The organism is Streptomyces sp. NPDC007808 (genome assembly GCF_042868655.1).
In the GTDB taxonomy this organism is placed as follows: Bacteria; Actinomycetota; Actinomycetes; order Streptomycetales; family Streptomycetaceae; genus Streptomyces.
Genome location: NZ_JBIAEQ010000008.1, coordinates 81333 through 107721, shown reverse-complemented (window position 1 = coordinate 107721; position 26389 = coordinate 81333). Strand labels below are relative to the sequence as shown.

26 protein-coding genes are annotated in these 26389 nt (G+C 72.8%); 14 read left to right on the top strand and 12 right to left on the bottom strand.

From position 1 onward, the window contains the following. Positions 1-12: 12 nt before the first annotated feature. Positions 13-642: a DedA family protein gene (locus ACFYNL_RS28795; protein WP_388808118.1), complete on the bottom strand. Its 630-nt coding sequence runs from the start codon at positions 640-642 to the stop codon at positions 13-15. Beyond that, positions 639-1412, bottom strand: coding sequence for an MBL fold metallo-hydrolase (locus tag ACFYNL_RS28790; RefSeq protein ID WP_388808116.1), 774 nt, complete (start codon positions 1410-1412; stop codon positions 639-641). Before ACFYNL_RS28790 ends, ACFYNL_RS28795 begins: the two co-directional genes overlap by 4 nt. 83 nt (positions 1413-1495) lie before the next feature. Between ACFYNL_RS28790 and ACFYNL_RS28785 the strand changes: the two genes are divergently transcribed. The 6 genes from ACFYNL_RS28785 (at position 1496) to dnaK (ending at position 9628) form a co-directional block, all read left to right on the top strand. After that, positions 1496-1903 carry a hypothetical protein gene (locus ACFYNL_RS28785; RefSeq protein WP_388808114.1) on the top strand — a complete coding sequence of 136 codons (408 nt, stop codon included), beginning with the start codon at positions 1496-1498 and terminating at the stop codon, positions 1901-1903. A 205-nt stretch (positions 1904-2108) separates the two neighbouring features. Beyond that, positions 2109-4142: a phage holin family protein gene (locus ACFYNL_RS28780; protein ID WP_388809069.1), complete on the top strand. Its 2034-nt coding sequence runs from the start codon at positions 2109-2111 to the stop codon at positions 4140-4142. 79 nt (positions 4143-4221) lie between these two features. Beyond that, positions 4222-5283, top strand: a complete 1062-nt coding sequence (locus ACFYNL_RS28775; RefSeq protein ID WP_388808112.1) for an ATP-binding protein — start codon at positions 4222-4224, stop codon at positions 5281-5283. Beyond that, positions 5280-7088: a hypothetical protein gene (locus ACFYNL_RS28770; RefSeq protein WP_388808110.1), complete on the top strand. Its 1809-nt coding sequence runs from the start codon at positions 5280-5282 to the stop codon at positions 7086-7088. The genes ACFYNL_RS28775 and ACFYNL_RS28770 overlap by 4 nt, the downstream gene beginning before the upstream one ends. 72 nt (positions 7089-7160) lie before the next feature. Further along, on the top strand, positions 7161-7589 hold the full coding sequence (locus tag ACFYNL_RS28765) for an OsmC family protein (protein WP_388808109.1): 429 nt from the start codon (positions 7161-7163) through the stop codon (positions 7587-7589). Positions 7590-7747: 158 nt separating this feature from the next. After that, positions 7748-9628, top strand: a complete 1881-nt coding sequence (dnaK, locus tag ACFYNL_RS28760; RefSeq protein WP_388808108.1) for a molecular chaperone DnaK — start codon at positions 7748-7750, stop codon at positions 9626-9628. Positions 9629-9692: 64 nt separating this feature from the next. Here the strand turns inward: dnaK and narJ are convergent, their stop codons facing one another. The 7 genes from narJ to ACFYNL_RS28725 form a co-directional block, all read right to left on the bottom strand. Continuing rightward, positions 9693-10187, bottom strand: a complete 495-nt coding sequence (gene narJ / locus ACFYNL_RS28755; protein WP_388808107.1) for a nitrate reductase molybdenum cofactor assembly chaperone — start codon at positions 10185-10187, stop codon at positions 9693-9695. After that, positions 10187-11734, bottom strand: coding sequence for a nitrate reductase subunit beta (locus ACFYNL_RS28750; RefSeq protein WP_388808105.1), 1548 nt, complete (start codon positions 11732-11734; stop codon positions 10187-10189). The genes narJ and ACFYNL_RS28750 overlap by 1 nt, the downstream gene beginning before the upstream one ends. Further along, positions 11734-15093 carry a molybdopterin-dependent oxidoreductase gene (locus ACFYNL_RS28745; RefSeq protein ID WP_388808103.1) on the bottom strand — a complete coding sequence of 1120 codons (3360 nt, stop codon included), beginning with the start codon at positions 15091-15093 and terminating at the stop codon, positions 11734-11736. The genes ACFYNL_RS28750 and ACFYNL_RS28745 overlap by 1 nt, the downstream gene beginning before the upstream one ends. Positions 15094-15177: 84 nt before the next feature. Then, entirely contained in the window at positions 15178-15993 is an 816-nt protein-coding gene (locus ACFYNL_RS28740) for an SAM-dependent methyltransferase (RefSeq protein ID WP_388808101.1), read from the bottom strand. Between the two features lie 77 nt (positions 15994-16070). Next, positions 16071-16934, bottom strand: coding sequence for a helix-turn-helix domain-containing protein (locus ACFYNL_RS28735; RefSeq protein ID WP_388808099.1), 864 nt, complete (start codon positions 16932-16934; stop codon positions 16071-16073). Positions 16935-17318: 384 nt separating this feature from the next. Further along, positions 17319-17984 (bottom strand): response regulator, encoded by a 666-nt coding sequence (locus tag ACFYNL_RS28730; protein WP_388808098.1) that lies wholly within the window; start codon positions 17982-17984, stop codon positions 17319-17321. A 2-nt stretch (positions 17985-17986) separates the two neighbouring features. Next, positions 17987-18940, bottom strand: coding sequence for a sensor histidine kinase (locus tag ACFYNL_RS28725; protein ID WP_388808097.1), 954 nt, complete (start codon positions 18938-18940; stop codon positions 17987-17989). Positions 18941-19232: 292 nt separating this feature from the next. On the opposite strand from ACFYNL_RS28725, the gene ACFYNL_RS28720 reads away from it, so the two are divergent. From ACFYNL_RS28720 to ACFYNL_RS28705, 4 genes are all read left to right on the top strand, one after another. Beyond that, on the top strand, positions 19233-19544 hold the full coding sequence (locus ACFYNL_RS28720) for a TraR/DksA C4-type zinc finger protein (protein ID WP_388808095.1): 312 nt from the start codon (positions 19233-19235) through the stop codon (positions 19542-19544). A 19-nt stretch (positions 19545-19563) separates the two neighbouring features. After that, positions 19564-19938 carry a TraR/DksA family transcriptional regulator gene (locus ACFYNL_RS28715; RefSeq protein ID WP_388808094.1) on the top strand — a complete coding sequence of 125 codons (375 nt, stop codon included), beginning with the start codon at positions 19564-19566 and terminating at the stop codon, positions 19936-19938. Continuing rightward, positions 19935-20924 carry a rod shape-determining protein gene (locus tag ACFYNL_RS28710; protein WP_388808093.1) on the top strand — a complete coding sequence of 330 codons (990 nt, stop codon included), beginning with the start codon at positions 19935-19937 and terminating at the stop codon, positions 20922-20924. Before ACFYNL_RS28715 ends, ACFYNL_RS28710 begins: the two co-directional genes overlap by 4 nt. Positions 20925-21139: 215 nt before the next feature. Continuing rightward, on the top strand, positions 21140-21565 hold the full coding sequence (locus tag ACFYNL_RS28705; RefSeq protein WP_388808091.1) for a hypothetical protein: 426 nt from the start codon (positions 21140-21142) through the stop codon (positions 21563-21565). Here ACFYNL_RS28705 and ACFYNL_RS28700 read toward each other — a convergent pair. Then, positions 21547-22380, bottom strand: coding sequence for a helix-turn-helix domain-containing protein (locus tag ACFYNL_RS28700; protein ID WP_388808089.1), 834 nt, complete (start codon positions 22378-22380; stop codon positions 21547-21549). The genes ACFYNL_RS28705 and ACFYNL_RS28700 overlap by 19 nt on opposite strands. A gap of 172 nt (positions 22381-22552) precedes the next feature. Between ACFYNL_RS28700 and ACFYNL_RS28695 the strand changes: the two genes are divergently transcribed. Both ACFYNL_RS28695 and ACFYNL_RS28690 read left to right on the top strand, forming a co-directional pair. Then, positions 22553-22855, top strand: coding sequence for a 4a-hydroxytetrahydrobiopterin dehydratase (locus tag ACFYNL_RS28695; protein ID WP_388808088.1), 303 nt, complete (start codon positions 22553-22555; stop codon positions 22853-22855). A 5-nt stretch (positions 22856-22860) separates the two neighbouring features. Next, positions 22861-23601: a class I SAM-dependent methyltransferase gene (locus ACFYNL_RS28690; protein WP_388808086.1), complete on the top strand. Its 741-nt coding sequence runs from the start codon at positions 22861-22863 to the stop codon at positions 23599-23601. Here the strand turns inward: ACFYNL_RS28690 and ACFYNL_RS28685 are convergent. Beyond that, complete coding sequence (locus ACFYNL_RS28685) at positions 23570-24046, bottom strand: hypothetical protein (RefSeq protein ID WP_388808084.1); 477 nt, start codon at positions 24044-24046, stop codon at positions 23570-23572. The two genes, ACFYNL_RS28690 and ACFYNL_RS28685, sit on opposite strands and share 32 nt — an antisense overlap. Then, positions 24043-24522 (bottom strand): hypothetical protein, encoded by a 480-nt coding sequence (locus ACFYNL_RS28680; protein WP_388808082.1) that lies wholly within the window; start codon positions 24520-24522, stop codon positions 24043-24045. The genes ACFYNL_RS28685 and ACFYNL_RS28680 overlap by 4 nt, the downstream gene beginning before the upstream one ends. A 39-nt stretch (positions 24523-24561) precedes the next feature. On the opposite strand from ACFYNL_RS28680, the gene ACFYNL_RS28675 reads away from it, so the two are divergent. Together ACFYNL_RS28675 and ACFYNL_RS28670 are read left to right on the top strand one after the other, a co-directional pair. After that, positions 24562-25506: a helix-turn-helix transcriptional regulator gene (locus tag ACFYNL_RS28675; protein WP_388808081.1), complete on the top strand. Its 945-nt coding sequence runs from the start codon at positions 24562-24564 to the stop codon at positions 25504-25506. Positions 25507-25777: 271 nt separating this feature from the next. Beyond that, positions 25778-26377, top strand: coding sequence for a DUF4352 domain-containing protein (locus ACFYNL_RS28670; protein ID WP_388808079.1), 600 nt, complete (start codon positions 25778-25780; stop codon positions 26375-26377). The last annotated feature ends 12 nt before the right edge of the window (positions 26378-26389 follow it).

Below are 26389 nucleotides of genomic sequence, written 5' to 3'. Positions count from 1 at the left end.
CCCGTACCCGCGTCAGTGGGCGCCACCCGCCCCGCGCAGCCGCCGCCACACCGTCGGTGCCGCGCTGACCAGCACGGTCAGCACGATCGCCGCGACCACGCCCTGCCAGGGCTCGTCGAACAGCGAGCCCCCGAGGATCCCGATCAACTGGTACGTCACCGCCCAGGCCAGGCAGGCGGGGAGGTTGCCGCGGGCGAAGCGCCGCATCGGCCACTTCGCCAGCAGGCAGGCCAGCATCACCGGCAGCCGGCCCGCCGGTACCAGCCGCGACAGCACCAGCACGGCCACGTCGTGGTCGGCGAGCTTGCGCTGGGCCTGCGCGAGCCGGTCCTCGGGGGCGCGCGAGCGGATCGCCTCCAGCCAGCGCGAGCCGTTCTTCGAGCGCATCCCGCGCCGCCCCAGCCAGTACAGCGTCGCATCGCCGAGGAAGGCGGCCGTCGACGCCGTCACGAACACCAGCGCCAGCGAGAACGGTGCCGTCTGGTGGAACGCCACCACCGCCGCCGAACTCACCAGCGCCCCCGTCGGCACGACCGGCACCAGCGCCCCGATCAGCACCAGCAGGAACAGCGACGGATAGCCGATCGCCTGCTGTGTGGACTCGGTCGGCAGCACCGTCGCGGTGACCGCCAGCACCGTCACCGGCTCACCTCCGGACGCACGCTCTCCCCGTGCGCCAGCCGGTGCACCGACACGCCGGGCGCGCGCTCCGCCGCGAGCCGCGCGAACTCGTCGCCGGGAGCGTGGAACTCATGCGGGCGCACGGCGTCCATGCCGATCGGCCAGTACGTGCCGTAGTGCACCGGTACCGCACTGCGCGGCGCGAGCCGGGCGAGCGCCTCGGCCGCACGCCCCGCGTCCAGGTGGCCGTCACCGAGGTACGGTCCCCAGCCGCCCACCGGCAGCAGCGTCACGTCGACCGGACCGACCTCCTTCGCCATCGACTCGAACAGGCCGGTGTCCCCGGCGAAATACGTACGTGCCTCGCCCTCGATGACGTATCCGAGGGCGGGGGAGCGGCGCGGACCGACGGGCAGCCGCCGCCCGTCGTGCCGCGCGGGCACGGCCCGAACGGTCAGATCGCCCACCGGCGCCACGTCCCCGGGCGCCATCTCCGTGATCCGCAGATGTGTGAGCCGGCGCAGCCCCGGCACCGAGCGGAGCGCACCCCGGGGCACGAGCAGGCGCGTGCCTTGCTCCAGCCTGGCCAGGGACGGCACGTGCAGGTGGTCGGCGTGCAGATGGGAGACCACGGCGACCTGCGCGCGCCAGGCGCCCGGCGGAGGGACCGCGCCCCGGCGGCGGCGCAGATGCGCGAGCCGGCGTGCGAACAGAGGGTCGGTCAGGACGCGTACGTTCGAGTCGGCGACCGTGCAGGTGGCGTGACCCCACCAGGTGACCTCCACGGGCACTTCTTTGCCTCCTTCGCGCGACTCCCCGAAGCGTACGGGCTGGAGTAGGGTCGGCGGCGAAACCCGGAGGTGAGGGGGACGCCATGGGGTCATCCGTAGTGCGCGTGACGGCGATCGCGAGTCTGACGCCGCTCGAAGAGCTGGACGCCGACCCCTTCCTGGTGGACTCCCGCAGCCAGCACGCGATGTGCGCCCGCTGGGCCGCCGAGCACGGGTACGTCGTCGCGCGCGAGCTCCTGGTGCGCGCGCTGCGGACGGACCACAGCATCCTGTGGGAGGGCGTGCGTCCCGGCCTCGACCTGTTCGTGGCCCCCAGCCGCAGAGTGCTCCGCAGCGCGCTGTCGTCCGTCGAGGAGTTCACCGCGGAGTGCGCGCGGCGCGGGGTCCGCGTGGAGACGGTGGGGCACGCGGAGCCGTTGTACGACGCGCAGATGAAGGCGCGGGTGCACCGGAGGCTGTCGATGCCGACCGCCGGTTACGACGGGCGCTGACGAGAGCGGCCGGCGGTGCCCGCCGAGCCGCGCGGGCGGCCCGGATCCGACGGGGCAAGGGGAACCGGTCGGGCGCGCACCCCGTTGTGACAGGGTGGGGTGCGCAAAGGTCTGCGCGTGGCGGCGAGCCGGGACGTGAGGTGGGCTGGGCGTGCGAGAGGGGCGGTGGCGGCGGGTCGCCAGTCAGATCGGGCGGAGCGTCGCCGTGTGGGCCGTCTCCACCGTGACCATGCTGGTGCTCGCCGGGATCCTGCCCGACTTCCAGCTCCAGTCGGCCGACGACGACAGCGCCACCGATCTCGCGGTCACCGCGGCCCTCGGCGCCGGCGCCTTCGGTCTGCTGTCCGCGCTGGTGTGGCCGCTGCTCGTCCGGCTCCTGCTGCTGGTGCCCGCCCTCGTGCTCGGCCTGCTGGTGTTCTTCCTCAACGGCTCGCTGCTCATCGTCGCCCTCAGCCTGGTCCCGTCCGGGGACAGCGCGGCGGCCCCGGAGACCGCCGTCATCGTCGCCGCCGTGATGTCCGCCGTCGCCTCCGCCACCGGAGCGGCCCTCGCCGTGCGGGACGACGACACCTACCGGCGCCGCCTGTACCGTCTCGCCGACCGACGCCGCAGAGCCCTGCCCCCCGGCCCGTCGAGCCCCGGGACCGTCTTCGTCCAGTTCGACGGCGTCGGCCACGACGTCCTCCTGGACGCCGTCGGCAAGGGTTTGATGCCCACCGTCGCCCGCTGGCTCGGCGACACCCCCGGCACCGGCGGCGCACGGCCCACCCACCGGCTCACCCCGTGGCGCACCGACTGGTCCAGCCAGACCGGCGCCAGTCAGCTCGGCATCCTGCACGGCAGCAACCACGACGTTCCCGCCTTCCGCTGGTACGAGAAGGCGGCCCGCGAGGTCATGGTCTGCAACCGGCCCACCAGCGCCGCCGAGCTCCAGCGCCGCGCCGTCGACCGCACCGGTGACCCCGGGCTGCTCGGCGCCGACGGAGCCAGCCGCGGCAACCTCTTCAGCGGCGGCGCCGGCGAGCAGGCACTCGTGCTGTCCATCGCCACCCGGCGCCGCAGCCGCGAGAACCGGTCCCGGGCCGGTTACTTCGCCTACTTCTCCGACCCGGCCAACGCCGTGCGCACCGCCCTGTCCTTCACCGCCGAGGTCGGTCGCGAGATCGGCCAGTCCACCCGGGCCCGCGTCCGCAAGGTCCGCCCACGCGTCTCCCGCGGCGGCCTCTACCCCCTCGTGCGGGCCTTCGCCACCGTCGTCGAACGGGACGTCGTCGTCGCCGCGGTGATGGGTGACATGCTCGCCGGCCGCGCCGCCGTCTACGCCGACCTCGTGGCGTACGACGAGGTGGCCCACCACTCCGGGCCGTTCAGCCGCGACGCCGAGAAGGTCCTCGAACGCCTCGACCGGGCGCTCGCGTCGATCGAGAAGGTCGCCGAGCACGCGCCCCGGCCGTACCGGATCGTCGTGCTCTCCGACCACGGCCAGAGCCCCGGCGAGACCTTCCGCGCCCGCTACGGACTCGGCCTCGGCGACCTGGTGCGAGCCGGCTGCGGGCTGCCCGTGCCCCGCAGGGCGGGGCGCACCCGCAGCGGCGCCGAGGCCCGCGCGGCCGTACGGGCCGCCCTGCGCCGCCCCGTCGAGGAGGGCGGCGACCAGTACCGACTGCAGGGCCGCCGCTCCGAGCCGATCGTGCTGGCCTCCGGCAACCTCGGCCTGGTCTCCTTCCCGGATGTGCCGCACCGGATGACCAAGGAGGAGATCGACGCCCGCCACCCGGCCCTGCTCGGCACCCTCGCCAACCATCCCGGCGTCGGCTTCCTCCTGGTACGCAGCGAGCGGCACGGCGGTGTGGTGCTCGGCGCGTACGGAGCGGAGATCCCGCTGGACCGACTGGACGAGGATCCGGGGCCGCTGAAGCTGTTCGGGCCGGGCGCCGCCGACGCCGTACGGCGTACGCACTCCTTCGCCAACGCCGCCGACATCATGGTCAACTCCGCGCACGACCCGGCCGACGGCGAGGTTCTCGCCTTCGAGGAGCAGATCGGCTCGCACGGCGGACTCGGCGGCGCGCAGGGCAAGGCGTTCCTGCTGTCACCGCTCGCCCTGTCCGCGCCGGTCGACGACGGTGAGGACCTCGCCGGAGCCGAGCACGTCCACCGTGTGCTGCGGCGCTGGTTGCACGAGTCGAACGGGCCCCAGGTGCCGGTGGAGACGAAGCCGCAGGAGCGGGCCGCCTGAAAATCGGCTGCGTCCCGGAGGCCACGGGCACACACTGTTCGAGTCGAACCCACTCGAACACCCCCAAGGAGCCCCTGCCTTGCAGGCAGCCGTCACCGTCACGCCCGCCCGTGTCCCCGAACTCCTCCTCGGCCTCGCCACCGTGCGGCCGGTCTTCCTCTGGGGCGCCCCCGGCATCGGAAAGTCCTCCCTGGTCAGGGACTTCGCCGAGTCGCTGGGGCTGGAGTGCGTGAGCCTGCTCGGCACCCAGCTCGCCCCGGAGGACCTGATCGGCGTCCCGCAGATCCGCGACGGCCGCTCGGTGTTCTGCCCGCCGGAGGCCATCGCCCGCGACGAGCCGTACTGCCTGTTCCTGGACGAGCTGAACGCGGCCACCCCGGATGTGCAGAAGGCGTTCTACTCGCTGATCCTGGACCGCCGCATCGGCAGCTACGAACTGCCCAAGGGATCGATCGTCATCGGCGCCGGCAACCGCGCGACCGACAACGCCCTCGCCCGCCCCATCGCGTCCGCGCTGGTCAACCGCCTCACCCACGTCCATCTGGAGGCGTCCCCCAAGGACTGGCTGACCTGGGCCGCGAACAACGGCATCCACCCCTGGATCCTGGACCACCTCACCGACCGGCCCGACCACCTGTGGTCCAAGCCGCCGAAGACCGAGGAGCCGTTCTCCACGCCCCGTTCCTGGCACATGCTCTCCGACGCCCTGCACTCCTTCGGCCGCGACCTCGACGAGGAGACGCTGAAGGTGATCGCGCACGGCACGCTGACGCCCACGCACGCGACCGCGTTCTGCGGTTACGTCAAGATCGTGCGCAGCCGGTTCGGCATCGAGGCGATCCTCAAGGGCGACGCCCGCTGGCCGCACCGCATGGAGGACCGCGACCTGCTGTACTACCTCGCCGAGTCCTTCCGCGGGCGCCTCGTGAAGGAACTGCCCGTCAGCAAGGAGCACATGTCGGCGAGCGGCCGGCAGACCGCGTACCGGGCCAAGTCGCTGCTGGTGCAACTCGCGGAGATCTCCGTCGAGGTCGCCCAGAGCGTCATCGCCTCCGACGCCGACGGCAACCCCGTCCTGCCGTCCTGGTTCCTGGTGGAGGCGGCCCGGGACATGCCGCGGCTGGTGGAGGCGCGGCGATGAGCCGCACTCCCGCCAACCGGTCTCCCGCGAAGAAGAAGCGCGATGTCGCGGCCGAGGCGTTCGCCGAGGGCATGCGGCTGGTACGGGCCAACCCCGCGCTCGGCGCCGTGGAGTTCAGCGTCTGCCGTGACGAGAAGTGCGACACGGCACCCCGCGACGGACTGGTCCGCGTCTCCTCCAGCGGCACCCTGCACGCCCACCCCACCCGCGTCGCCGATCCCGCCGTCTGGGCGTGGTCGATCGCGCACGCCGTGCTCCACCTCGGCTTCGGTCACGTCCCGGCGGCGAAGGGGGAGCGCGAGCAGCCCGACCGGTACGACCTGGCGGCGCGCTGCGTGGTCGTCAACCGCTTCCTGCTGTCCTTCCCCCTGGGCCGCCCCCCGGACGATCATCCGCTGACCTACCCGGACGGTGACGAGGAGCGACTCGCCGCGCACTGGCGGCGGGGCGGGCTCCCGGCCGTGTACGAGCGCTGCGGCACCGCCGGAGCCGAGCCCGACCAGCTTCTCGTGGATTGGCGCGGCTGGTACGGGCAGCCCCCGGACCACCAGCTGGCCTTCGCCACCGCGCTGACCCGCACCGTCTCCACCGCGATGGACATGGCGGGCGGCCGCCGCGACTCCATGGACGGCGAGCCGATCAAGAAGCGGCCCTGGCAGTGGGCCCTGGAGTGGTTCATCACCTCCTACCCGCTGCTCGGCGGCATCGCGGCCGGCATCAAGCTGGTCGCCGACGCCGAACTCGCCCGCGCGCACGGCATCGCCGTCGCCGCCGTCGACGCGGAGGCCGGCGAGATCTACATCAACCCGCTGCGGACGTTCGAGGACGAGGAGTGGCGGTTCATCCTCGCCCACGAGATGCTGCACGCCGCCCTGCGTCACGGCGACCGCTGCGGCACCCGTGACCCGTACCTGTTCAATGTCGCCTGCGACTTCGTCATCAACGGCTGGCTGCGCGAGATGCAGGTCGGCCAGATGCCCCAAGGGCTGCTGTACGACGCGCAGTTCGCCGGGCTGTCCGCCGAGGAGGTGTACGACCGGATCGCCGGTGACCTGCGCCGCGTCCGCCGCCTGGCCACCCTGCGCGGCAAGGGCGTCGGCGACGTCCTCGGCGCGCCGCTCGGCCCGCCCGGCCACACCTGCGACCTCGACGAATTCTACCGCCGCGGCCTCTCGCACGGCCTGGACCTGCACCAGCAGCAGGAGCGCGGCTTCCTCCCCGGCGGCCTGGTCCAGGAGATCCGCGCCCTCAGCCATCCACCGCTGCCCTGGGACGCCCGGCTGGCCCGCTGGTTCGACGAGTTCGTGCCGCGCCCGGAGCCGCTGCGGTCGTTCGCCCGCCCCTCGCGCCGCCAGGCGGCCACGCCCGACATCCCGCGCGCGGGCCGCTGGTACCCGCCCGAGGAGATCGCCCGCTGCACCTTCGGCGTCGTCCTTGACACCTCCGGCTCCATGGACCGGGTGCTGCTCGGCAAGGCACTGGGCGCCATCGCCTCCTACGCGGCCGCCCGGGACGTACCGGCGGCGCGGGTGGTGTTCTGCGACGCGGCGCCGCACGACGCCGGGTACGTGCCGGTGACCGACATCGCGGGGCGGGTACGGGTGCACGGGCGGGGCGGCACCGTCCTGCAGCCCGGGATCGACCTGCTCCAGCGCGCCGACGACTTCCCGCCGGGCGCGCCGGTGCTGGTCATCACGGACGGCTGGTGCGACGTCCTGCGGGTGCGGCGCGAGCACGCCTATCTGGTGCCGCGGGGTCGTAGCCTGCCGTTCACCCCCCGTGGGCCGGTCTTCCGGGTGCAATGAAGGCGAGTGTGATCGGATGGGGGACACGGACCCGAACACGGGATCACCGTAGGTATGTCGAAGGGATTCATCGTGGCAACCACGCGCTCCGCACACACCGTGTGGGAAGGCAACCTGTTCCAGGGCAACGGCGTCGTCTCCTTCGACTCCTCCGGCAGCATCGCCCAGCAGCCGGTGACGTGGGCGTCGCGCGCCGAGGAGGCGAACGGCAGGACCAGCCCGGAGGAGCTCATCGCCGCCGCCCACTCCAGCTGCTACTCCATGGCGTTCTCGAACATCCTCGACAAGGCCGGCACCCCGCCGACCAAGCTGACCACCTCCGCCGACGTGACCTTCCAGCCCGGCGAGGGCATCACCGGGATCCACCTCACCGTCGAGGCCACGATCCCGGGCATCTCGGAGGAGGACTTCCAGGCCAGGGCCGAGGACGCCAAGGTCAACTGCCCGGTCAGCCAGGCGCTGAAGGCGGTTCCGATCACGCTGTCGGCCAAGCTGGGCTGAACTGCTCCCCGCCCCCCTTCCAGGGCGCGGGACCGGGGGCTGAGCGGCCGCTCAGCCCCCGTTTGGCACCCGCCCGCCAGGTCACTCGTCCCATTGACAAGAACCCGCTCGGGTTTTGTGCTGGAGTCCAAGGGGCGCCCTGGCGGAAGGGGACAGCGATGGCACGCGCGGTCGGGATCGATCTGGGGACGACGAACTCGGTGGTGGCCGTCCTGGAGGGCGGGGAACCCACGGTGGTCGCCAACGCCGAGGGAGCCAGGACCACACCGTCGGTCGTGGCCTTCGCCAAGAACGGCGAGGTCCTCGTGGGCGAGGTCGCCAAGCGGCAGGCGGTGACCAACGTCGAGCGCACCGCCCGCTCCGTGAAGCGGCACATGGGCGACGCGAGCTGGCGCTTCCCGGACCAGGGCGACATCGACGGCACCCGCTACCGGGCGCAGGAGCTGTCCGCCCGGGTGCTGCAGAAGCTGAAGCGGGACGCCGAGTCCTACCTCGGCGAGGACGTCACCGACGCGGTGATCACCGTCCCCGCGTACTTCGACGACGCCCAGCGGCAGGCCACCAAGGAGGCCGGTGAGGTCGCGGGCCTGAAGGTCCTCAGGATCATCAACGAGCCCACGGCCGCCGCCCTCGCCTACGGCCTCGACCGCGGCGAGGAGCAGACCGTGCTGGTCTTCGACCTGGGCGGCGGCACCTTCGACGTCTCGCTGCTGGAGATCGGCGACGGCGTCATCGAGGTCAAGGCGACCAACGGTGACACACACCTGGGCGGCGACGACTGGGACCAGCGGATCGTCGAGCACCTGGTCAAGAAGTTCAAGGGCCAGTACGGCATCGACCTCGGCAACGACAAGATGGCCCTTCAACGACTGCGCGAAGGTGCCGAGAAGGCCAAGATCGAGCTGTCCAGCTCCTCCGAGACGACGATCAACCTCCCCTACATCACCGCCTCCGCCGAGGGCCCGCTCCACCTCGACGAGAAGATGACCCGCGCCCAGTTCCAGGAACTCACCGCGGACCTCCTCGACCGCTGCAAGACCCCCTTCCACCAAGCGGTCAAGGACGCCGGCATCAAGCTCTCCGCGGTCGACCACGTGATCCTCGTCGGCGGCTCCACCCGGATGCCCGCCGTCACCGACCTCGTCAAGGAACTCACCGGCAAGGACCCGCACAAGGGCGTCAACCCCGACGAGGTCGTGGCCGTCGGCGCGGCGCTCCAGGCCGGCGTCATCCGCGGCGACGTCAAGGACGTCCTGCTGCTCGACGTCACCCCGCTGTCCCTGGGCATCGAGACCAAGGGCGGCATCATGACGAAGCTCATCGAGCGCAACACCACGATCCCCACCCGCCGCTCGGAGATCTTCACGACGGCCACCGACAACCAGCCGTCCGTCGGCATCCAGGTCTACCAGGGCGAACGTGAGATCGCCGCGTACAACAAGAAGCTCGGCGTCTTCGACCTCACCGGGCTGCCCCCCGCGCCGCGCGGCGTCCCGCAGATCGAGGTGGCCTTCGACATCGACGCCAACGGGATCACGCACGTCTCCGCCAAGGACCTGGCCACGGGCCGCGAACAGAAGATGACGGTCACCGGCGGCTCGGCGCTGCCCAAGGACGACATCGACCGGATGATGCGGGAGGCGGAACAGTACGCCGAGGAGGACCACCGCCGCCGCGAGGCCGCCGAGACCCGCAACCAGGGCGAGCAACTCGTGTACCAAACCGAGAAGTTCCTGCGTGACAACGAGGACAAGATCCCCGCCGACACCAGGGCCGAGGTCGAGTCGGCGATCACGGACCTGAAGCGGCAACTGGAGCAGAACGCCGAGACGAACACCCTGCGCACCGGCATCGACAAACTCGCCGAGGTCAGCCAGAAGATGGGCCAGGCGATGTACGCCCAGGCCCAGCAGCCCCCGACCGACGCCGGCCCCGGCACGCACCCCGGCCCGGAACAGGCGACGACCCAGGACGAGGAGGGCGTGGTGGACGCGGAGATCGTCGACGACGACAAGGACCACAAGGGCGGAGCCGCCTAGGGTCTGTCGTTTGGATCAGGTCGGCTGGGAGGAACTGCGCCTCTCGGCCCACCCGAGCGGGCTGTCATGAGAGCGCTTCGGGGTGTGCGGTCGGGAGCGTGGCGCACACGGCGTCCAGGACGGTCGCGTACGGCGTGCCGAAGCCGGTGAGTCGGGAGCGCAGTCGCTCCAGCGCTTCGCGGTGCTCCAGCAGGAGGTCGAGGTCGCCGGTGCGGGCCGCGAACTCCAGGACCGCCGGCAGGAAGTCGGGCGGCTCCTCGCCGGTGAGTTCCAGGCCGTACGCGCGGTAGACGTCCTCGAAGCGGAGCCGCGACAGGCCGCGCAGCCGGGTGTTCCCGTCGGTCCACCAGCTCAGGTACAGGCTGTGACGGTCGTCCAGGTCGAAGACCTCGACGTAGTGCGCGGCCAGTTCGCCGGGCGCGGTGACGGCCGCGTGGTCGGTGAACTCCCGCAGCTGCGGGGCGGCTTCGCGCAGCAGCGGCAGCCTGGCGCGGAAGTCGTCGTCGGGATAGGTCAGGCAGAGCGCTGCCGCCTGGTAGAGCACCTCGAAGGAGGGCATCAGGCCTCCTCGGTCTCGGCTGTGCGGGTCATGGCGGGGTCCGTCTCGTCGGCGGTCCGTCGCCGACGCAGGGCGTGGAAGTTCTCCACCGGCATCAGCGGCAGCAGCTTGCGCCCCGAGTCCTGCCCGAACGAGCCGTCCCCGCCCATCCCCGGCCCGCCGTCGTGGTCGAGGCTGCACCCCTGCGGCAGTGCCGACTCCTCCAGCCGCCTGGCGTCCCCGACGGCGGCCGTCGGGATCACGTACCGGTCCGCGTCCGCGGCGAGTGCCAGCAGCCGGTACATTTCCTCGATCTCGTGCGCCCCCATGCCGACGGCGGCCGACACGGAGAAGTCGGGCTCCTCACCGAGGTTGATCGCCCGCATGTGGGAGCGCATCGCGGCGAGCCTCGACAGCGAGGCCCGGACCGGCCCGACGTCACCGGCCGTGAACAGCTCCGCCAGGTACTCCAGGGGGATGCGCAGGCTGTCGATCGCGCCGAAGAGGTTCTGGGCGTCCTCACCGTCGTGCCCGGTCTCCGTCAGCGCGTCCACCACCGGGGACAGCGGCGGGATGTACCAGACCATCGGCATCGTCCGGTACTCCGGATGCAGCGGGAGCGCCACGCGGTACCTGCTGATCAGCGCGTGCACGGGGGAGCGCCGGGCCGCCTCCATCCAGTCGTACGGGATCCCCGCCGCGTCGGCGGCGCGCTGCACGGCACGGTCGTGGGGGTCGAGGAACACGCCCAACTGGGCCTCGTACAGGTCCTTCTCGTCGCGCACGGACGCGGCCGCCGTCACCCTGTCGGCGTCGTACAGCACCACCCCGAGATAGCGCAGCCGGCCCACGCACGTCTGCGAGCACACCGTCGGCAGCCCGGCCTCGACGCGCGGCAGGCACAGCGTGCACTTCTGGGCCTTGCCGGTGCGCTCGTTGAAGTACACCTTCTTGTACGGGCATCCCGTCACGCACATCCGCCGGCCCCCGCACCGTTCCTCGTCGACGAGGACGATGCCGTCCTGCGCCCGCTTGTACATCGCCCCCGACGGGCACGAGGCCACGCAGGACGGGTTCAGGCAGTGCTCGCAGATGCGCGGCAGATGGAACATGAACGTCTGCTCGAACTCCGACCGCACCTTGTCCGAGGCCCGCCTGCGCGCGCGCTCGACCAACGGGTCCGGGTCGCCCTGGGCCGGGGCGCCGGAGGTACCGTCGCCCGGTGGGGGATCGGTGGGGTTCCCACCGCCGTGCGCCCAGGGCTCGTAGTAGTCCTCGGGCTGCGGGAGTTCGGGTGGGGAGAAGGTCCCGGCGAGCCTGCGGATCCGGCCGCCCGCCTTCAGCCTGAGCGTGCCGCGCCGGTTCAGCTCCCAGCCGCCGCGCCATCGTTCCTGGTCCTCGTAGCGGCGCGGGTAGCCCGGTCCGGGGCGGGTCTCGACGTTGTTGAACCAGATGTGTTCCATGCCCCGCCGGTTGGTCCACGCCTGCTTGCAGGTGACCGAGCAGGTGTGGCAGCCGATGCACTTGTCGAGGTTCATCACCATCGCGATCTGGGCCGTCGGACGCATCAGTACTCGACCTCCTGGCTGCGGCGGCGGATCACCGTCACCTCGTCGCGCTGGTCGCCCGTCGGGCCCGGGCAGGGGAACGCCCAGGACAACTGGGCGTAGCCGCCGATGAGATGGGACGGCTTGAGGAGCCGGCGGGGCGGCGAGTCCTGAACGCCGCCGTGTCCGCCGGTGGCCTCGGTCCGCGGGGCGGCGGACGTGCGCTCGCACGCGTGGTGGATGTGGACCGTGCCGTGCGGCATCCGGTGCGCCACGACGGCCCGGGCGACGAACACGCCGTCGCGGGTGACCGCCTCCACCCAGTCGCTGTCGGCCACGCCGATCGCCTCGGCGTCCTGCGGGGACATCCAGACGGCCCGCCCGCCCCGGGAGAGGGCCAGCAGGAACAGGTGGTCCTGGTGCTCCTGGTGGATGGCCCACGTGTCGTGCGGCGTGAGGTGACGCACCGCCACCTCCGGTCGGCCGTCCGGGGCGAGGCGCGGCTCGCCGAACAGTCTCTTTCGGTCCAGCGGTGGCCGGTAGACCGGGAGCGCCTCACCGATCTCATGGATCCAGTCGTGGTCCAGGAAGAAGTGCTGGCGGCCGGTGAGGGTGTGCCAGGGCTCCGGCTGCCCGGTGTCGTGGGCGCCGTCGGTGCGGTGCCGGCCGCCCGACTCGCCGTCCGACCACCGCGGGGAGGTGCCGGACGGCGCGTGGAGGGTGTTCGCCGCCTTCAGGGTCGTGTCGAGCAGGGGGCGGCCGTCGGCCGAGACGCCGTTGGACCGCCGTAGGAACTCGACCTCCTCGTCGGGGCGGAGCGTGTCTCCCCCGGCGGGCGGACCGAGTTGCTCCACCAGCGGGCCGAGCGCCGCGAACCTGGCGCCGATCGCCGTGTAGTCGCGTTCCACGACCGTCAGGTTCGGCAGGGTCCTGCCGGGCACGGGAGCGCACTCCCCGCGCTTCCAGTCCAGGACGACGCCGCCCGGCTGGGCGGTCTCGTCCGGCGTGTCGTGCTGGAGGGCGGTCGCCACCAGGTCCTTGCGCACCCCCAGACGGCCGACGGCCAGTTCGCCGAGCCGCTCGGCCAGCGCCTTGAACACGTCGAAGTCGGTGCGCCCCCGGAAGGGCGGATCCGCGGCCGGGGTGGGGGAGTCCACGAAGGGGCCCGGGTCCGTACCGGGCAGATCGTGTCCCTCGTCCCAGGTGGCGGAGGGCAGGACGACGTCCGACAGCAGCGTCGACGACGTCTGCCGGAAGTCCAGGGACAGCAGCAGGTCGAGCTTGCCCTCCGGTGCCTCGTCGCACCGGGTCACCTCCCCCGGCCGGACACCCCCGGGGGCCTCCTCGGCCCGCCGGTGCGACTGCGTGCCCAGCAGGTCCCGGTGGACGTGCTCGCCGCCCTGCGCCGAAGAGCCGAACGGGTCGGCCCGCCACAGCGTCAGCACCCGCGGCCAGTTCCGCGGCGCGTCCGGGTCCTCGCAGGCGAACTTCAGCGTGCCCGCGCGCAGTTCGGCCACCACCCGAGCCACCGGGTCACCGAACACCTCGCCCAGCTCCAGCGGATTGCGGTCGAAGGTCGGGTACGACGGCGTCCACCCCGAGCGGACCGCCGACGCGAAGCAGTCCGCGCCCGCCATCCCCCCGAAGCGGCCCCGACCGAGCGGCGAGGCGAGCACATCGGCCGCGCACCGGTCGTGGCGCCACTGACCGGTGTGGAGGAACCAGTACGCCGTGCCGGCCATCCGGCGCGGCGGCCGGGACCAGTCCGACGCGGACGCGAGGCTCGCCCAGCCGGGCCCCGGGCGGCACTGCTCCCGGTCCGCGCAGTGCGCCCAGCCGCCGCCGCTGCGGCCCTGGCAGCCGGTGAGCTGGAGCAGAGCGAGGCAGGCCCGGACGATCGTCTCGGAGTGGAACCATCGGCCGGTGTCGGCGCCCGTCAGAATCATGCAGCGGCCCCGCGACCGCTCCGCCGTCCGCGCGAACTCCCGTGCGACCCGCACGCACGTGGCCGCCGGGACGGACGTGTGGGCCTCCTGCCAGGCGGGTGTGCCGGGCGCGTCGGCGTCGTCGTACGACTCCGGCCAGCGGCCCGGCAGTCCCGGCCGTGCCACGCCGTACTGGGCGAGCAGCAGGTCGAAGACCGTGGTGACCAGCGGCCCGGCGACGCCGCCGAGCCTCGTCGCCGGGACACCTCGCCGTACGACGGCTGCGCGCCCCTGGCCCGGTGCCCCGCCGTCGGTGTCGAAGCGGGGCAGCAGCACCTCCGCACCGGCGGCGACCTCACTGCCGTACAGGCTCAACCGCGGTGTCGTGTCACCGAGTTCGAGGTTCCACCTGCTGCTGCCCGACCTGGTCCGGCGAAAGCCCAGCGAGCCGTTCGGGACGACCGCTCGGCCCGAGACCTCGTCCAGCACGACCGTCTTCCACTCGGCGCCCTCGCCGCGCTGCCCGAGGTCCGAGGCACGCAGGAACTTCCCCGGGACGTGGGCGCCGTCGCGTTCCTCCAGCGTGACCAGGAACGGCAGATCGGTGAACCGCCGTACGTAGTCCGTGAAGAACGGTGTCTCGCGGTCGACGAAGAACTCCTTGAGGACGACGTGCCCCATGCCGAGGGCCAGTGCGCCGTCCGTGCCGGGGCGCGGGTGCAGCCACTCGTCGGCGAACCTGGCGCCGTCGGCGTGGTCACCGGCGACGGCCACGACCTTCTGGCCCCGGTAGCGTGCCTCCGCCACCCCCCGCGCGTCCCGTGTACCGGTCACCGGGACGTCGCGGCCCCACGTCATCAGGTACACCGCGTCCCACACCTCACCCGCCTCAGGCGGGTCGGGCCGGTCGCCGAACACCTGCGCGGAGGCGACGGGCGGGCCGGCGTACCCGTCGTGGAACGACAGGATGGGCGCACCGATGAGGGCGTGGAAGCGGGCGCCCGCCGCGTACGACACCGTCGACATCGCGGAGGCGGGGAAACAGCCGGCGATCCGGTCGGGGCCGTAGGTCCTGATGGTGTGCACGTGCGCCGCCGCGACCAGCTCGACGGCCTCGTCCCAAGTCGCCCGGACCAGACCGGCCTTGCCGCGGGCCCGCTGGTAGCGGCGGCGGCGCTCGGGGTCGTTCTGGATGTCCGCCCACGCCAGGACGGGGTCCCGCAGGCGTTGTTTCGCCTCCCGGTACAACTCCAGGAGCACCCCGCGGACGTACGGGTGACGGACCCGCGTGGGGGAGCAGGTGGACCAGGAGGGGGCGTCCTCCTCCCGCCCGCCTGTCGGCTCGACGCCGGGCGGATCGGGCGCGGGCGTGCCGGGCCGGAAGAACCTCCCGGCCTCCAGCAGCGCCGCGCCCGGCTCGGCGGGCGCAGCGGGCGGTATTCGCGTGTCGGTCACAGGCGCTCCCTTGCTTGCCCAGGGCCCTGGTCCCGAACCTAGGGCGGAGCGCGGGAGCGCACCCCTTCACGGCACCCGTACGGGTCAGACCTTGCGGGCGACCCCCGCGTACACGGGCACGATGCCCTCGGCCTGGGCGGCCACGTCCACCGGCTCGGGGCGCCAGCCGTGCACCGGGATCACACCGGGGCCGAGCAGTTCCAGACCGTCGAAGAAGCGGGAGAACCCGGCGAGCGACCGGGGGAAGAAGGGGGTGCCGCTGCGCCGGAAGTGGTTCGCCGCCTTCTCGACGGCCTCGGGGCTCAGGTCCGGGGTGACCTGGGAGAGGATCAGGTAGCTGCCCGGGGCGAGCGCCGCGACGTACCTGCCGAGCAGGCCGTACACGTCGTCGCCCGCGGGGTCGTCACTGAGGTAGTGGGTGAGCGCGACCAGCGACAGGGCGACCGGTTCGGCGAGGTCCAGGGACTCCCGGGCCCGGCCCAGCAGGGTGTCGACGTCACGGACGTCCGCCTGCACATAGTCGGTGCGGCCCTCCGCAGACCCGTGCAGCAGCGCCTCCGCGTGCCGCAGCACGATCGGGTCGTTGTCCGCGTACACGACCTTGCACTCCGGTGCCACGGCCTGCGCCACCTGGTGCAGGTTGGGCTCGGTGGGGATGCCCGTGCCGATGTCCAGGAACTGGCGTATCCCGGACTCGGCGGCGGTGCGCACCGCCCGATGCATGAACCGGCGGTTGGCGCGCGCTCCCCGTAACACCGTGCCGTCCACGGCGAGGATCCTGCGAGCCAGTTCCTCGTCCACCGGGTAGTTGTCCTTGCCGCCCAGCCACCAGTCGTACACCCGGGCCGGGTGCGGTCTGCTGGTGTCGACGCGGGTGGACGTGGCGTCGGGTCCGGTCATGGGGGATCTTCTCCTCGGGGTGCGTCGCGGTCGTGCACAGGTCGCCGGCCGGGGCCGGAAGGGTTGCCGTACACCGGTCAGAAGTCCTCGCGGCGCTCCCGCAGGATCTTCTTCGTGCGCTCGGCCGACGCGGCGGCCGTCGACATGTGGTCGAGGACCTCCAGATGCGCCGCGACCTCCTTGCGGGAATCCAGGTACAGCGCGCCGGAGAGGTACTCGGTGTAGACCATGTCGGGCAGCTCGGGCTCGGCGAAACGGAACAGCGTGAAGGGGGCGTAGGTGCCCGGATGCGGCCCGGAGGCGAACTCCGCGATCTGCAGGGTGACCCGGTCGCGCTCGGCGAACTCCAGCAGCTTGTCCAGTTGGCCGCGCATCACCTCGCCGCGGGCGGCCACCGGACGCAGCAGCACCGTCTCGTCCATGATCACCCACAGGTGAGGCGGGTCGGGTCGCTCCAGCAGCCGCTGCCGCCGCATGCGCAGCGCCACGTGCCGCTCCACGGTCTCCGGCCCGCTCTGGCCGATCGTCCCGGCCTCCAGCACGGCACGGGCGTAGGCCTCCGTCTGGAGCAGGCCCGGCACGAAGTGCGGTTCGTAGGAGCGGACGATGCGGGCGGCGCCCTCCAGACTCACGTACAGGCTGAACCAGTCCGGGAGCACGTCGTGGAACCGCTGCCACCAGCCCGGCTGGTTGGCCTCCTCCGCCAGGTCGACGAACGCGGCCGCCTCGTCCTGCGGTACGCCGTACGTCTCCAGCAGCACCTGCACGTACGGGATCTTCAGCGCGACCTCGGCCGTCTCCATGCGCCGCACGGTCGCCGCGGCCACCCGCAGCACGCGTGCCGCCTCGTCACGCCCCAGCCCCGCTGACTCCCGCAGCTCCTGCAGGCGCTTGCCGAGCACCACCTGGCCCACGGTGGGCGCGGGCCGCCGCTCACTCACGCCACGCCTCCCCTACGCGCCGAAAGTACGGGTGCAGTGTGCCACGTTCCCACAGAAGTGCGAACGTGCCGTCCGGTACGGCCCGTTGCCCCCGAGGGCCGTGCGACGGCGGTACGGGCCCCTTGCCTCACGGCCGTGTCAGGAGACCGCGGCCCGGCGGGCGCGTGGCGTTCGCGGTGGTGGAGCTGGAGCGCGTTCGCGGTGGTGGAACTGGGGTGCTTTCGCGGTGGTGGAGTTGGAGCGCGAGAGCTCAGCAGCGCCGGCACGACGGCCGCCGGCACCGGGCTGCGTGGGACCGGCCGCTGCCTCCGGGGGCGGTGACCGCGGTGCGGTGCAGGCCCGGCCCCCCTCTCGTCGTGGGGTGTGCGGTCCCGGGCCGGAAGGTCAGGGCTCGATCAGGCCGACGCGGATGGCGTACCGGGTGAGTTCCAGACGGTCGCGCAGCCCGAGTTTCTGCAGCAGGTTGGCGCGGTGCCGCTGGACCGTCTTGACGCTGATGAACAGCAGGTCGGCGATCTCCTTGGAGGAGTGCCCCTCGGCCACCAGCTTGAGGACCTCCTCCTCGCGCGGGGTGAGGATCTGGTCGGGGGCCTCCTCGCCGCGGCGGGCCCGGTCGAGGTAGTTGCGGATCAGCGCGGTGACCGCGCCCGGATACAGGAAGGGCTCGTCGCGCATCGCGGCCCGGCAGGCGGCGACCAGGTCCCGGTCGGCGACGGACTTCAGCACGTACCCGCTGGCGCCGGACTTGAGGGCCTGGAAGAAGTACTGCTCGTTGTCGTGCATCGTGAGCATCAGGATCCGCAGCCCCGGCTTGAGCGTGGCCAGTTCGCGGGCGGCCTGCAGGCCGGTGAGCCGTGGCATGGCGATGTCGAGCACGGCCAGGTCGAGGTCGTGGGTGCGGGCCAGCTCGATGGCCTCGGCGCCGTCCCCGGCCTCGGCGACCACTTCGAGGTCCGGCTCCTGGTCGAGGATGAGCCGCACACCTCGGCGGACCAGCGCGTGGTCGTCGGCGAGCAGGATGCGGATCGTGCGCAGGGGCGTGTCGGACATGGTCAGGGCTGCTTCCTCGGCACGGGTGCGGTGAGTCGGACGCGGGTGCCGGTGCGGGGCGCCGGCGTGATCTCAAGGCTGCCTCCGACGAGCAGGGCCCGCTCGCGCATGCCACGGATGCCGGCGCCTTCGCTGCGGGCCCCGATGCCGCTGCCGTCGTCGGTGACCGTCAGCACGGCACTGTCCTCGGTGTGCCGCAGGGCGACGGTGACCTGCTCGGCGTCGGCGTGGCGGGCGACGTTGGTCAGCGACTCCTGAGCGACGCGATAGAGCACCAGCTCGGTCTCCGGTTCCAGCGCGGGCAGGTCGGCGTCGAAACGGCGGGTGACCCGCAGACCGGTGTGGGTGGCGAAGTCCTCGGTGAGCGCGGTCAGCGCGCTGACCAGGCCCAGGTCGTCCAGCACGCCGGGCCGCAGCCGGCGCACCAGCCGACGGACCTCGTCCAGGCTCCCCCGGGTGATCTCCTGCACCTCGTGCAGCTCCTCGCGCAGCGGCGCCGGCGCATGGTCGGCGGCCCGCTTCAGGCCCAGCAGGATCGCGGTCATGCTCTGGCCGACCTCGTCATGCAGCTCCTGTGCGATACGGCGCCGTTCCGCCTCCTGCGCCAGCAGGGCCCGGGCGCTGCTGGCGGCCCGTTCCTGTTCCAGCCGCTCCAGCATGGCGTTGAACGTGACGATCAGCTCGGCGACCTCGCCGCCGCCGGCCGCGGGCAGGCGCTGGCCGGGGCGCAGCAGGTCCACGGTGGTCATCAGCTTCGTCAGCCGGTCCAACGGCGCCAGGCCCAGCCGCAGCAGCGCGGCGTTGGCGACCAGCATGACGACCAGACCGCCCACCAGGATGACCGCCTCGGTGAGCAGGACCGGCACGGAGACCGTCACCGGAGCCCACAGCAGCAACGCCGTGGCCGCGCCCAGCACCACGGCGTTCAGGGCGAAGATCCGCCAGAACAAGGACACCGGCCGCACGCCTCCTTCTCCGTAACCTCTGTTCACCTCCACAGTCGGGCACGGCGCCGCCCTGTCGCGCCCGGCGAAGTCGGTGTGCGGGTGAGCCCGTGGCCAGTCTGCGCCCCTCGGCCCACCCCGTCGATGGGGTCCGGACCCCATTTCTCCCGGTGCGCACCACCCATGGTGCGGCCGCATGGGTCTCTCGGCCCGGCGTAAATGGGGCACGCGCCCGATGGGCCTGTGCCGTCGGCCGGGCCAGGGTGAAGGACACACGACCATCCCGACCGACCAGGGGACGACCATGTCACTCGAAGCATCCCGGGCCGAGCCCCATCCGCAGGAGGCCCGTCAGCGCCTGGAGGACGCACGCGACTCCCGGCTGGCACAACTGCGGTCCCTCGACGAGGGCGGGCACAGCGCGGACGATCACCTGCTGTCGACGCAGAAGGCCGCGGTGGAGCGGGTCCTCGCGGAGATCGAGGAAGCCCTCGCGCGGGTCGAGGACGGGACGTACGGGACCTGCCTGGGCTGCGCCAGGTCCGTCCCGGCGGAGCGGCTGGAGATCCTGCCCTACACCCGCTACTGCGTCACCTGCCGGCGCCGAGCCGCCTGACCGAACACGGAGGGGTGATGTGGTGAACCACCAGACCATCGGCGTGGGCACGCCGCGGCTCTCGGCCGAGGACCTCGCCGCGCTGCGGGAGAACCTGCACGAGCAGCGTCTGTTCCGCCAGGAGCAGGTGCGGCAGCTCACCGGGCCCGTCAACGCCCGCGCCGAGGACCGGCTCCGGCGGCGGGCCGCCTCGCAGATCGAGGTCCACGTCAAGCTCGCCGCCTCGGCCCGGATGGTCCTCACCGACGTCGAGGCGGCCCTCGCCCGCATGGACGAGGGCTCCTACGGCCTGTGTCACCTCTGCCGGCGCGCCATCGACCGGGAACGGCTGATGATCGTGCCGCAGGCCCGCTACTGCGCCCGCTGCCAGCAGGTCAGGGAGGCGGCCCGGTGACCGGCATCCGGCCCTCGCGCACCGACGCCGCCCGGCACCGGACCTGGCCGGTGTGCCGGCGCTGCTGCGGCGTCGCCCTCGACATGGGCAGCGGACGCACCCGTGCCTGGATCGCCGGCAAGGGCGTGACCGTCGACGTCCCCACAGTGACCTTCCCCGACTCCGACGGCGCTCCCACCCTGCCTCTCTCCGGCGCGGACGGCGCTCCCACCCTGCCTCTCCCGGGCTCCGACGGCGCTCCCACTCCGCCTCTCCCCGGCGCGGGCGGCGGGCCTGCCCTTACCCACCTCGACGCGGGCGGCATACCCAGCCCGCCCCACCCCGGCACCGGCGCGGTGTACCCCGTCCGACGCGGCGTCATCGTCGACACCCCGGGGTGCGCCCGGATGCTGAACCGCCTGCTGGGCCCCCGCCTGCCCCGCATCACCCGCCCGGTGGTCGTCGTCGCCGTTCCGGTCCTGGGCGGCGCCGCCTACCGTACGCAGGCGCGGGCCGCGGTGGAGGTGCTGCGGCCGCGCAGCGTCCTGACCGTACCCGGCGCCCGGTGCGTCGCCCTCGCCGCCGAGGCGGACCTGTCGGGGCCGTTGCTGGTGGTGGACATCGGCGCCCAGCTCACCGAGGTGGTCCTGCTGTGCGACGGCGCCGTCACCGACGCGCGCCGCGCCGCCCTGGGCACGGGGGACCTGGACGAGAGCACGCCACCTGAGCGGATCGCCGACGTGGTGGTCTCGATGCTGACCGCGATGCTCCGCCAGGACCGCACCTCGCTCACCTCCGACGCCCTGCGGCGCGGCGCTCTCCTGGCCGGCGGAGGCGCCCTGCGTCCCGAGCTCACCCATCGCCTGGTCGGCCGGCTGCACGCACCGCTGTACGTGGTCCCGCGGCCGCACACCGCTGCCGTCCGCGGCGCCGCCACACTGCTGCGCGCCGCCCGCGCCCACCCCTCCCTGTCCGGCACCCTCCGGCCCACCGCCTGCCCCCACTAGGCCTTGGACCCTGACGACAGGGACCGGCCGTGCGGGGGTGCGGTGCGGAGGCGTCGTGCACCGCCCGTCGGGTCGTCGCCCGCATTACCTCCCGGGTAATCGACCCCGTCACGCGTGCGCGGGATCGTTGGGGCACCGGGTTCCGGGGCGGCGCACTCCGTTCCGGAGTCCGGGCCTCGGCATCGCAACTCGACCTCGACGGAGGGTGATTCACCATGTCCGCCACCTCGCTCGCCGCGCTCGCCCGGACCTCCGACCCGCAGACCGTGCTGCGCCGCTTCCTGGCCCTGGACGCCGTGGTGACCGGGGCCAACGGGATCGCCTACCTCGCGGTGTCCGGCCCTCTCGGCCGTCTCCTCGGGGTGGACTCGGGCCTGTTGCTCGGACTCGGCGCGTTCCTCACCGTGTACGGAGCCGGCGTCGGACTGCTCGCCTCCCGGCCCCGGCCCGCCGCGTTCCCCGTGCGGGCCGTGATCGAGGCCAACCTCGCCTGGGCCGTGGTGAGTCTCGCCGCGCTGGCGCTGTGGCTGTCGCCGACCACCGCCGGTGCCGTGTGGACCGTGCTCCAGGCGCTCACCGTCGCCGGGTTCGCCGTGCTCCAGTACGCGGCGCTGAGGATGCGTCAGGCCACCATCGACTGAAGGTACTTGACCGTCGCCGGGTCGGCCGGGAGGAACGTCTCGACGGCCAGTTCGGCGACGGTCACGTCCATCGGCGTGTTGAAGGTGGAGATGGAGGAGATGAAGGACAGCACGCGGCCCTCGTGCTCGACCTGCATCGGCAGCGCGAAGTACGGGACCGGCTCGGCCGGCTCGCTGCCGGGTGTCTCGGGCGGCACCGGATAGGCCGCCACCTCCTCGTACAGCCTCTTCAACGGCTCCGAGCGGCGCAGCGCGATCTGCCGGGCCATCTGGTCGAGCAGGTGCCCGCGCCACTCGCGCAGGTTGCGGATGCGCGGTGCGAGGCCCTCCGGGTGCAGGGTCAGGCGCATCGCGTTCAACGGGGGTGTCAGAAGGTGCTCGGGGACGCCGTCGAGCAGCATCAGGATGCCCCGATTGGCCGCGTGGACGTTGTACATCGCGTCGACCACCACGGCGGGGTAGGGCTCGTAGCCCTGGATCAGCCGCTCCAGGCCCGCGCGGAGCGCGTCCAGGGCGGGATCGGTCAGCGGGGTCTCCGGATAGCGGGGGGCGTAGCCGGCCGCCAGCAGCAGCGCGTTGCGCTCGCGCACCGGCACGTCCAGATGTTCGGCCAGCCGCAGCACCATCTCCTCGCTCGGGCGTGAACGGCCCGTCTCGATGAAACTGATGTGTCGCGCCGAGGAGTCGGCCCGCAGCGCCAACTCCAGTTGGCTGACCCGTCGTTGCTCCCGCCAGGCCCGTAGCAGGGGGCCCACGCCCCGGTCGACCGGTGCGGTGGCGGGCGGCGCGGCGTCTCGGGGCGGGACAGTGGTCATGGATACGACCGTAGTCGAGGAGCGCGTGGAAATGGTCGCGCTGCAGCCACCGCCTCCGGGACGGGACGGCGTGGCGCGACCGGGCACCGGCCCGGCGCCGCGCCGAAGGGCCGGCGGACCTCCGGCTGTGGCAGTCTGAGGAGGAACCGCCCGTCCAGGAAGGAGCGAGGCCATGCCCCTCGAACCGCTGTCGCAGAAGGAGATCGAGGACCGGCTCGCGGAGCTGCCCGGCTGGTCGCTGGACGGCGACCGGATCGCGCGCTCCTACCGGCTGCCCTCGCACTTCGCGGCCACGGCGATGGTCGTCCACATCGCCCAGGTCCAGGAGGAGCTCGACCACCACTCCGACCTGACCCTCGGCTACAACACCGTGTCCCTCACCGTGAACACGCACACCGTGGGCGCGGTGACCGAGCGGGACTTCGACCTCGCCGGGAAGATCGAGGCGCTCGCCCCGGGCCACGGGGCACACTGAGGCGCGTGCTCGACTACGACGAGGAAGCGCAGCGGTACGACGCCTCGCGCGGCGGCGAACCCAGGGCGGCGGCCGCGGCCCGAGCGGTGCTCGGACTCCTGCCGGAGGGGACGCGGCGCCTGCTCGACGTGGCGTGCGGCACCGGCATCGTCACGCGACGGCTCGCCGAACGGGACGGCCTGCGCGTCACCGGCGTCGACCTCGCGACCAACATGGCCCGGCAGGCCGCCGCCCGGCTGCCCGGCGCCGTGGTGCTCGCGGACGGCCGGCGGCTGCCGTTCCCGGACGGCCGCTTCGACGCCGTCAGCAGCGTGTGGCTGCTGCATCTGGCGCAGAGCGACGAGGACGCGCGGACGGTCGTCGCGGAGTGCGCCCGGGTGCTGCGGCCGGGCGGGGTCTATGTCACCACGGTCGACAAGGCCGCCGCCCACAACGTGGGCAGCGACATCGATGCCGTACTCGCGTCCCGCCCGCGCCGCCCGGCCCGGGACGCGGCGGCCGTGGTCGAGTCGTACGCCCTCGGCCACGGCCTGCTCCCGTCCGGCCGGGCCCGCTTCACCGGCCGCGGACAGGGCCGCAGCCCCCGCCGCACCATCGCCGACCTGCGTCGCGGCTGGTTCGTCACCCTGCCGCCCGGTGATCCCCTCGCCGACGAGTTCGCCGCCCGGCTGGCACGGCTGCCGGACCAGGACGTGCCCCGCCCCGACCCGGTGTTCACCCTGCGGGCGTTCCGCAAGCCCGGGTGAAGTCCATGGTCCAGTTGGTCAGCCAGGTCCGCCCGCCGTCCACGGAGAACGCCTGCTCCCAGCGGGCCGAACGAGGCGAGACACCCGACCACACGAACCGGACCCGCACCTCCTGGTGGCCATGGGTGTCGTCGCCGTAGAACTCGCCCCGCCCGCCCTCGAACCGGCCGACGACGGGTGGGAAGAGCTTCCCGCTCACGCTGGACGCCCAGTGCAGCGACCACTGCCGCGTCTCCCCGTCGAACAGCCGCAGCGTCGCACCCTTCGCCGACAGCCTCGGCATGTCGATCTCATCGAGGTTCGCGGCCCCGTCGAACAGCGGCCGGCACCAGCTGGTCGCGGGGAACTCCTCCCAGCCGCTGTCCGGGTCGAGGAAGTCGGTGCGGCGGCGGTTGAGGACCTCCCACTCGCCGTGGAAGAAGTCGAAGTCGTGCGCGCTGCTCATGTGCGGTCTCCAGTGGTTCCTTCGGGCAGGGAGTCGGCCAGGTAGGCCGCGAGGTCCGGGACGTCGGGCGCGAGCAGGTGCCGTACCCAGGCGTCCCGTTCGTGCAGGATCGGCGGGAGCTCCCAGACGCAGCCGATCCACGGCAGGTCCGTGACGACGAAGTGGGTGGGGTCGAGGTCCGGGCAGCCCAGCACCGGCTGGCCCGCCGCGGCGCCCCGGAAGTGCAGGACGTTGTCCCACACCCAGCTGTAGGCGTTGAGGTAGGCGCCGTCGTCGCCGCCCCGGTGCAGCACCACGAAGGTCGCCGGTGGCGTGCCGTCCGGCTCCGGCAGCAGCTCCGGCAGGATCTCGTACGCCGCCTTCGCGACCTCGGGCGCGATGCCCGCGGGATCGGTGGTGACGTGGTAGCGCTTGACGTGCCGACCGGCCACCTCGACGGGCGGCGGCACGGTCAGCAGCTTTTCACTGAAAGGCATGGCGGCACGCTAGAGGCGCTTCACTGACATCCTGTGGCAGTGAAGTCCAGCCGACTCATCTCGATCCTCCTGCTGCTCCAGACCCGCGGCCGGATGACTGCCGCGCAACTCGCCGAGGAACTGGAGGTGTCGGTGCGCACGGTCTACCGGGACGTCGAGGCGCTGGGCGCGGCCGGCGTCCCGCTGTACGGCGACGCCGGGCACGCCGGTGGCTACCGCCTCCTCGACGGCTACCGCACCCGCCTCACCGGACTCACCACCGACGAGGCCGAGGCCCTCTTCCTCGCCGGGGTCCCCGGCCCGGCCGCCCAACTCGGTCTCGGCTCGGTCCTGGCCACCGCCCAGCTCAAGGTCCGGGCCGCACTGCCCGCGGAACTGCGCGGGCACGCCGACCGGATCAGCGGCCGCTTCCACCTGGACGCACCGGGCTGGTACGCCGACGCCGACGAGACTCCGTACCTTCCCGCGGTGGCCGACGCCGTCTGGCACAGCCGCGTCCTGCACGTGCGGTACCGCCGCTGGCGCGAGCCCACCGATGTGGAGCGCCGTCTGGAGCCGTACGGGCTCGTCCTCAAGGCGGGCCGCTGGTACGTCGTCGCGGGTCCGGGCCCCCGTACCTTCCGCGTCGACCAGATCCTGGAACTGACCGCGTCGGACGAGGAGTTCACCCGACCCGACGACTTCGAGCTGGCCGCCTACTGGGCGGCCTACCAGCGCGACTTCCACGACCGGCTCCGGCAGGGCGAGGCGCTGGTCCGGCTGGCTCCCGGTGTGCGGCCCGACGGGCCGATGGCGGTGGCGGTCCGAGACAACGGGCGTACCGACGAGGAGGGTTGGACGCTGGTCACCGTGCCGATCGAGTCCGTCGACCACGCGCACGGGGAGTTCCTGCGGCTGGGCGCGGACATCGAGGTTCTGCGGCCCGTGGCCCTGCGGGAGCGGATCGCGGCGACCGTACGGGAACTGATGGCGCGGTACGGCTGACAGCGCTCCCGTCCCCGCGGGTCCGCCGCGCGGAACCGGCAGCCCCGGTGCGCGCCGTGGCGACCGAAGAGGCGAACCCGTCCGCCCTTCTGGGAGGTTCGCCGGACGACGGAGGCATGACCACCGCTCCACGCCCGGCGGTGTCCACACCCTGACGGGATTACGCGTCGTCAGGTTGCTTCACGGGCGTCACCTTTCTGGGTGATGCGTACAACCATGAGCGTTCTTCACGGGTCCTTCACGTGCGTACCGCCGAACACCTGGGGAGAACATGTTCCACACCCGTATACCTCTCGCCGCCACCGCGGCCGCCGTTGTCGCCGCCGTCACCCTGACCGCCTGTGGTCCCGGTTCCGGTGACGAGATCGTCGACAAGCCGAAGGCGAAGACCTCGGCCAAGGCCGGCGGCGGCGACGGGAAGGAGCCCGCCGACGACAAGAGCAGCGCCGCGTCCGAGGTCGCCGAGGTCGGGGACACGCTCGCCCTCAAGGGCATGGAGAGCGGCAGCGGGCTCGACGTCACCGTCGTCAAGGTCGTCGACCATGCCAAGTCCGCGGACGAGTTCTTCGCCCCCGAGGACGGCAAGCGGTGGATCGGGGTGCAGTTCCAGCTCGTCAACACCGGAAGCAAGGTGTACTCCGACGCGCCCATGAACGGGGCGAAGACGACCGACGACCAGGGCCAGCAGTTCGGACCCGTCATCGCCGACATCACGGCCGGCCCGTCCATGTCGTCGGACGTCCGGCTCAAGCCCGGGGCGAAGGCGCTGGGCTGGGTCGTGTTCGAGATGCCGAAGGCGTCGAAGGCGGCGACCGTCACCTTCGCGATGGACTCGGGCTTCGCCCAGCAGGCCGGGGAGTGGAAGCTGTAGCAGACGGCCCAG

Bases quoted from the DNA above. Each gene is read 5' to 3' on its own strand.
- ACFYNL_RS28705 (WP_388808091.1), top strand. From the start codon at position 21,140: ATGTCCGCCACCTCGCTCGCCGCGCTCGCCCGGACCTCCGACCCGCAG.
- ACFYNL_RS28740 (WP_388808101.1), bottom strand. From the start codon at position 15,993: ATGACCGGACCCGACGCCACGTCCACCCGCGTCGACACCAGCAGACCG.
- ACFYNL_RS28680 (WP_388808082.1), bottom strand. From the start codon at position 24,522: ATGCCTTTCAGTGAAAAGCTGCTGACCGTGCCGCCGCCCGTCGAGGTG.
- ACFYNL_RS28720 (WP_388808095.1), top strand. From the start codon at position 19,233: ATGTCACTCGAAGCATCCCGGGCCGAGCCCCATCCGCAGGAGGCCCGT.
- dnaK (WP_388808108.1), top strand. From the start codon at position 7,748: ATGGCACGCGCGGTCGGGATCGATCTGGGGACGACGAACTCGGTGGTG.
- ACFYNL_RS28750 (WP_388808105.1), bottom strand. From the start codon at position 11,734: ATGCGTCCGACGGCCCAGATCGCGATGGTGATGAACCTCGACAAGTGC.
- ACFYNL_RS28770 (WP_388808110.1), top strand. From the start codon at position 5,280: ATGAGCCGCACTCCCGCCAACCGGTCTCCCGCGAAGAAGAAGCGCGAT.
- ACFYNL_RS28695 (WP_388808088.1), top strand. From the start codon at position 22,553: ATGCCCCTCGAACCGCTGTCGCAGAAGGAGATCGAGGACCGGCTCGCG.
- ACFYNL_RS28685 (WP_388808084.1), bottom strand. From the start codon at position 24,046: ATGAGCAGCGCGCACGACTTCGACTTCTTCCACGGCGAGTGGGAGGTC.
- ACFYNL_RS28670 (WP_388808079.1), top strand. From the start codon at position 25,778: ATGTTCCACACCCGTATACCTCTCGCCGCCACCGCGGCCGCCGTTGTC.
- ACFYNL_RS28700 (WP_388808089.1), bottom strand. From the start codon at position 22,380: ATGACCACTGTCCCGCCCCGAGACGCCGCGCCGCCCGCCACCGCACCG.
- ACFYNL_RS28730 (WP_388808098.1), bottom strand. From the start codon at position 17,984: ATGTCCGACACGCCCCTGCGCACGATCCGCATCCTGCTCGCCGACGAC.
- narJ (WP_388808107.1), bottom strand. From the start codon at position 10,187: ATGCCCTCCTTCGAGGTGCTCTACCAGGCGGCAGCGCTCTGCCTGACC.
- ACFYNL_RS28785 (WP_388808114.1), top strand. From the start codon at position 1,496: ATGGGGTCATCCGTAGTGCGCGTGACGGCGATCGCGAGTCTGACGCCG.